This is a genomic window from Kitasatospora kazusensis (genome assembly GCF_039529945.1).
GTDB lineage: Bacteria > Actinomycetota > Actinomycetes > Streptomycetales > Streptomycetaceae > Kitasatospora > Kitasatospora kazusensis.
Genome location: NZ_BAAANT010000010.1, coordinates 195979 through 202525 on the forward strand (window position 1 = coordinate 195979; position 6547 = coordinate 202525).

Consider the following 6547-nt stretch of genomic DNA (forward strand, 5'->3'; position numbering starts at 1 on the left):
CCCGGTGCTCAGCGTCCGGTGCCGGAGCTGCGGCGGCGCACCCGGGAGTCGATGAGCAGCTCCTGTACGTCGCGCAGCCGCCTGCCGTCGGCGTCCTGCGAGTGCCTGGTCCAGCTGCCGTCGGCGCCCAGGTGCCAGGACTCCGTGCCGTCCGACATCCCGAGGGCGAGCAGTTCGGACAGCTCGGTGCGGTGCCCCGGGTCGGTGACCCGCAGCAGCGCCTCGATCCGGCGGTCCAGGTTGCGGTGCATCATGTCCGCGCTGCCGAACCAGACCTCGGGCTCGCCGCCGTTGGCGAAGACGAAGATGCGCGAGTGCTCCAGGAAGCGCCCCAGGATGCTGCGGACCCGGATGTTCTCGCTCAGCCCCGGCACCCCCGGCCGGATCGCGCAGATGCCGCGCACCCAGACGTCCACCGGCACCCCTGCCTGGGAGGCCCGGTAGAGCGCGTCGATCAGCTCCTCGTCCACGATCGAGTTGACCTTGAACTTCACGTACGCCGGGCGCCCGGCCCGGTGGTGCGCGATCTCCCCGTGGATCCGCGACACCAGACCGTCCCGCAGGCCGCGCGGGGCGGTCAGCAGTCGGCGGTAGGACTCGCGGCGCGAGTAGCCGGAGAGCCGGTTGAACAGGTCCGAGAGGTCGGCGCCGACCTGCGGGTCCGCCGTCAGCAGCCCGATGTCCTCGTAGAGCCTGGCCGTCTTCGGGTGGTAGTTGCCGGTGCCCACGTGCGCGTAGCGGCGCAGCGTGTCGCCCTCCTGGCGGACGACCAGCGAGAGCTTGGAGTGCGTCTTGAGCCCGACCAGGCCGTAGACGACGTGGCAGCCCGCCTCCTCCAGCTTGCGGGCCCACTTGATGTTGGCCTGCTCGTCGAAGCGCGCCTTGATCTCGACCAGCACCAGCACTTGCTTGCCGGACTCGGCGGCGTCGATCAGCGCGTCGACGATCGGCGAGTCGCCGGAGGTCCGGTACAGCGTCTGCTTGATCGCCAGCACGTCCGGGTCGGCCGCCGCCTGCTCCAGGAAGGCCTGCACCGAGGTGGAGAAGTTGTCGTACGGGTGGTGCAGCAGCACGTCCCGCTCGCGCATCGCCGCCAGGATGTCCGGCTGCGAGGCCGACTCGACGTCGGTGAGGCCGCGCGCGGTGCCCGCGATGAACTTGGCGTACTTCAGCTCCGGCCGGTCCAGCCCGGCGATGCCGAACAGCCCGGTCAGGTCGAGCGGGCCGGGCAGCGGGAAGACCTCCGCCTCGGTGATGTTCAGCTCCCGGATCAGCAGGTCCAGGATGTAGGGGTCGATCGACTCCTCGACCTCCAGCCGGACCGGCGGGCCGAAGCGCCGCCGCATCAGCTCCTTCTCCAGCGCCTTGAGGATGTTCTCGGTGTCGTCCTCCTCCACCTCCAGGTCCTCGTTGCGGGTGACCCGGAAGGCGTGGTGGGCGAGCACCTCCATCCCCGGGAAGAGCTCCTCCAGGTGCGCGCCCATCACGTCCTCCAGCGGGACGTAGCGCTGCGGCGAGGCCTCCAGGAAGCGGGCCAGCGACTGCGGGACCTTCACGCGGGCGAAGTGCTTGTGCCCCGACACCGGATTGCGGACCACCACGGCCAGGTTGAGGCTCAGGCCCGAGATGTAGGGGAAGGGGTGCGCCGGGTCGACCGCGAGCGGGGTCAGCACCGGGAAGATCTTCTGCCGGAACAGCGTGTGCAGGCGGGCCTGCTCCTTCTCCGACAGCTCGGACCAGCGGACCAGCTCGATCCCCTCGGTGGCGAGGTCGGGCAGCACCTCGTGCTGGAAGGCGGCGGCGTGCCGGGCCATCAGTTCGCGCGAGCGGGTCCAGATCTGGTCCAGCACCTCACGCGGCTGGAGCCCGGAGGCGGAGCGCTGGGCCACACCCGTCGCGATCCGGCGCTTGAGGCCGGCCACCCGGACCATGAAGAACTCGTCCAGGTTGCTCGCGAAGATCGCGAGGAACTTGGTCCGCTCCAGCAGCGGGATCTGTGGGTCCTCGGCCAGCTCCAGCACGCGCTCGTTGAAGGCCAGCCAGCTGCGCTCCCGGTCGAGGAAGCGGCCTTCCGGCAGCTCCCCGTCGAAACCGGGTACGGCGGCCGTCACCACCGTGGCGACCTCGTCGCGCGGCAGCGCGGGCGGTACCGCTGCCGAACGCCGGCCGGGCGTGGTCAGCGGGGCGGGGCGGGGGATGCTCATGGGTTCCAGCTCCTCCAGCAGGACGATGTCCGGGCGGTGCGCACCGCTCGCTCGGCGCGGGCCGCTTGTGGCGTGCGCGCCGTCCTCCGCGATGTGGCTGCCGTCCTGCGGCGCCGGTCCCCGCCCGGTGGGCGGGACCGGCGGACGGCCGGCCCGAGGGTGCCGGCCGGCCGCGCTGGGGCGAGGCACTACGGACGTCATCCTGTGATCTTCGCGGCGGCAATTTAATCCACGGTAAACACCGCATGGCCAGGAGGAAAGCTGAGGCGGTCACCCCCGTGGCCGGAGCTAACGCTCCGTGATCGCCACTGCCTCCCGGCCGCCCCCGACGCGGTACATGAGGTCCACCTCGTGGACGGTGAATCCCAGTCGCTCGTAGACCCGGACGGCGGCCGCGTTGTCCGCGTCGACATAGAGCAGGACGGTCTCCAGCTTGCGCTCCTCGGCCAGATGGCGCAGGCCGACCGCCGTCAGCGCCCGGCCCAGGCCGTTGCCCTGCTCCGCCGGGTCGACCCCGACCACGTACACCTCGCCCAGACCCTCCGGGTGCACCTTCGTCCAGTGGAACCCGACCACCCGCTCTCCCCGGACCGCCAGGAAGAAGCCCGCCGGATCGAACCACGGCTCGGCCAGCCGGTCGGCCAGGTCCTGCTCGGTCCAGGCCCCCTGCTCGGGGTGGTGGGCGAAGGCCAGCGCGTTCAGCCGGAGCCACTCGGCCCCGTCCCGTCCCGGACGGAACGTCCGGATGGTGATGCCCTCCGGCAGCACGGGCTGCTCGGGCGTCCCGTCCGCGCCGACCGTGCGGCGCATCTGCCGCAGCTCGCGCACCAGCTCGGCACCGTAGGCCTCGGCGAGATGGCGGGCGGCCGGGTGGCCGCCGTGCGCCCAGAACTCGACGGCGCCCGCGCGCTCCGCCTCGGCGGCCTCCGCCAGCACCGCCTCGACCAGCTGCCGGCCGAAGCCCGCGCCCCGGCGGCCCGGCTCGACCGCCAGCTCGGCCGTCCCCGCCCGGTCCGCCGTGGGAAGCTCCAGCTGCGCGTACCCGACGTCCTCGCGCTCGTCGCCGCCCGCCGGCCCGGTGACCGACTGCAGCAGATGGACGACCCCGGCCCGGGGCAGCGGAGCCTTCAGCCGCAGCCGGCCCGCCTCCGACACCGCCTGGCGCCCGTCCTCGGCCGCCGCCGCGCCGAGGATCCCGGCGGCGGCCCGGGACTCGCCCTCCGAGAGCACCGGTGAGACGACCACCAGGCTGTCGACCTCCCCCAGGCTGGCGGATCGGGACCGACGGGGCTGGGGGCTGGGGCTGGCGGTAGCAGTCATGCTCCGACCTTACGTCGCGTCAGGTCGGGGTGGGTGGGTGCTTGTATCGCCGCACGCTCGTTCCACCCGGCTCGCGCGCGCGGCCGGCCGGAGACCCGATGCCCGACCGACCCGGCCGGAGCACCAGGCGGGCCGGAGCGCGGCGGCCCGTCATCAGCGATGACGGGCCGCTGGGATGCCGGTCAGGGATGCTCGGGACCGCTCAGGGACGCTCGATGCCGAAGCGGTCGACCACGAGGTGGATGCTGCCGCTGCTGCCGTTGTAGAAGCTCACGCTCTGAGCCCAGCCGTCGGTGTTCGCCACCACCTGGTTGGCGATGGTCTCCCCCGCCGACCAGTTGAGGTTGGAGGTCGTCGGCCGGCTTGCACCGGCACGGTAGACCGTGAGGAATCCGGCGGCGGCCGGCTCCGTCACCGTGACGTTCAGTGTCGCGGCGACCGCCTGGTAGAGGTGCGCAGGCGCGACGAAGAGCGTCAGCGTGCCACCGGCCGGGATCACAGCGGCCTTCCGGAGCGCCGTCGTGCCGTAGGTGTCGACGAGGACGTTCAGGTCCCGGCGGGTGTCCATGATCCGGTCCGGGCCACCGGGGTAGTACGTCTGGTAGCCGGTGGCGTCGTAGTACCCGGCCAGGTCGGCCAGGACGTCCACAGCCCCGGGGGAACCGCCGGCATAGAAGGAGACCTTGCCGTCGACGACCGGGACGGTGACCAGGTTGGCGATCGTACGGCCGGCCGTCCAGTTGAGGTTGGACGCGGTCGGACGGTCCTTGCCGTACGGGAAAACGGTGAGGAAGCCCGCACCCGTCGGGTTGGTGACGGTGACGTTCAGGGTGACCGCGGTGACGCCGGTCTTCGGGATGCCGCCGACGCCGGCGATCTGCAGGTCGGTCGTCGTCCCGGTGGCGAGGGGCTGCTTCGGGGCCGCGAGGCCGGTGCGGGTGTCCATGACGCGGGTCGGGTCGGTCGGCGTGTAGAGGCTGCCCCGGGCGCTGTAGTACCCGGCGAGGTCGGCGATCAGGGAGGTCTGACCGGGGGTGCCGCCGACGTAGAGGGACACCTTGCCGTCCACCACCGGGACGGTGACCAGGTTCGGAATCGTCCTGCCGGGAGTCCAGTTGAGGTTGGACGCGGTCGGACGGGCCTTGCCGTACGGGAAGACGGTGAGGAAGCCCGTGTTCGTCGGGTCCACGGCCGTGACGTTCAACGTCACCGCCGTCACGGTCGGCGGGATGTCCCCGACCCCGGCCACCTGCAGGTCGATCGTCCGACCGCTCGCGACCGGCCCGTGGGTGCCACCGAGCCCGCTCCGGGTGTCGAGCAACCGGGTCGGGCCGTCCGGGGTGTAGACGCTGCCCAGGTCGACGTACTCGACGGCACCGCGGTCGCGGAAGCCCGAACCGGTGCCGGTGTTGGGCACCAGCGCGTTGTCGACCGCGGCGTTGCCGTAGAGGTCGACGGGGAGCTCGCCCTCGGCCGTCTCGTCCGCCGAGTCCGACCAGCCGCCGTAGAACGGCTTCCCGTCGCCGATGTCCCCCGAGCCGTCAGGACGCCCGGACCCCGACGTGTCATGGGTCCCCTGGCCGGTCGCCTTGGCGAACTGGTCCGCGCTCGGGTACTGGACCCCGGCCCAGTCGTAGGACTGGAAGCCGCTGCCGCCGAGGAAGCTGTCGAAGAAGTTGTAGTCGACGGCCGTGCGGTCGACGGATCCGCCGCTGACGGTGACAGCGCCGAGGTAGGACGGGTCGCCCGATCCCGGTCCCCTGCCGCAGTCCATCGGCGGGCCCTCCCGGAGCTCCGACCCCATGAGCACGTTGTTCTTGACACTCGATCCCGAGGACGCGCCGTCCAGACGCACGGCGATGTCACAGCGGACGGAGATGGTGTTGCTGACCACCACGGTGCCGGGCGCATCCTGGGCCCAGACGATGCCGGGGGCCACGCCGAAGGCATTCCCGGTCGCGAGGACAGCCAACTCGTTCGTTGTGACAACCGCGTGCCGGACACCCTTGCCGACCGTGACGGCGGGATCGTCGGTCCCCGTCGACCGGCTCCTGGCGAGCGTCACGTCCTGGGACTGCCCGGTGAATGCGACGCCACCGGAGGTGAGCTGTGTGAGCGTCACATCCTCGGAGGAGTCGACCGTCACCTTCTGCAGGGCATAGCCCTTGGTCTCCTGCCCCCGGACGAAACCGACGGCCAGGCCCTGGACGCTGATGTGGGACGCGCCCTGGATCGCCAGGCCGGCCGTGCCCGAGTAGGGGGCTTGCCGGTCGCTCGCGATCACCGGCGAGCCGGTCCCGACGAACGTGATCGGGGCACCCGCCCCGCCGGAGCGGGTGATCTTGACCTGCTCCGGGTACCTGCCGGCCGCGATGTTCACGGTCTGGCCGGGCTGCGCGACGTCCGCAGCGTGCTGGACGGTGCAGAACGGCGCGGCCTGCGCGCCGCTGCCGGAGTCCGAGCAGTGCGCGGCGGCCGCGTTGTCGACGTACAGGTTCGTGGTCGCGGCTGCCGCCCCGACCTGGCTGATGCCGGGCACGCCGACCAGGCCGAGTACAACGGCCCCCGCGAGTGCACCTGTTCGAGTTTTGATGATCTTCCCCCCGTGGCACGCATCGTAGGCGCAGATCGTCTCACGCCTCGTCAGACAGCACCCAGGGGATTACGTCCCCGGACATGCAAATGACCCCCCATCCGTTCCCGGATGAGGGGTCATTTGTGAATAATTGTTCGGCGGCGTCCTACTCTCCCACAGGGTCCCCCCTGCAGTACCATCGGCGCTACGAGGCTTAGCTTCCGGGTTCGGAATGTAACCGGGCGTTTCCCTCGCGCTATGACCACCGAAACACTGCGAAACACGCCGCACACCCCCCGTGGCCCGGGAAGCGGGGTCGTTGTTTCAGAACAACACAGTGGACGCGAGCAACTGAGGACAAGCCCTCGGCCTATTAGTACCGGTCAGCTCCACCCCTTACAGGGCTTCCACATCCGGCCTATCAACCCAGTCGTCTACTGGGAGCCTT

The 6547-nt window shown here is 71.2% G+C and carries 3 protein-coding genes and 2 rRNA genes; all 5 read right to left on the minus strand.

Features of this window, described 5'->3' with window-relative positions; genetic code table 11:
- Positions 1 to 8 precede the first annotated feature (8 nt).
- Positions 9 to 2204 carry an RNA degradosome polyphosphate kinase gene (locus ABD330_RS11895; RefSeq protein ID WP_344463825.1) on the minus strand — a complete coding sequence of 732 codons (2196 nt, stop codon included), beginning with the start codon at positions 2202 to 2204 and terminating at the stop codon, positions 9 to 11.
- Positions 2205 to 2492: 288 nt separating this feature from the next.
- Positions 2493 to 3524, minus strand: a complete 1032-nt coding sequence (mshD, locus tag ABD330_RS11900; protein WP_344463827.1) for a mycothiol synthase — start codon at positions 3522 to 3524, stop codon at positions 2493 to 2495.
- Between the two features lie 202 nt (positions 3525 to 3726).
- Positions 3727 to 6063 carry a hypothetical protein gene (locus tag ABD330_RS11905; protein ID WP_344463829.1) on the minus strand — a complete coding sequence of 779 codons (2337 nt, stop codon included), beginning with the start codon at positions 6061 to 6063 and terminating at the stop codon, positions 3727 to 3729.
- 189 nt (positions 6064 to 6252) lie between these two features.
- A 5S ribosomal RNA gene (gene rrf, locus ABD330_RS11910) occupies positions 6253 to 6369 on the minus strand.
- A gap of 83 nt (positions 6370 to 6452) precedes the next feature.
- Positions 6453 to 6547, minus strand: a 23S ribosomal RNA gene (locus tag ABD330_RS11915); the annotation flags it as partial.

What these genes read in the sequence shown, in the direction of transcription:
- ABD330_RS11895 (WP_344463825.1), bottom strand. Translation starts at nt 2,204, where the DNA reads ATGAGCATCCCCCGCCCCGCCCCGCTGACCACGCCCGGCCGGCGTTCG.
- mshD (WP_344463827.1), bottom strand. Translation starts at nt 3,524, where the DNA reads ATGACTGCTACCGCCAGCCCCAGCCCCCAGCCCCGTCGGTCCCGATCC.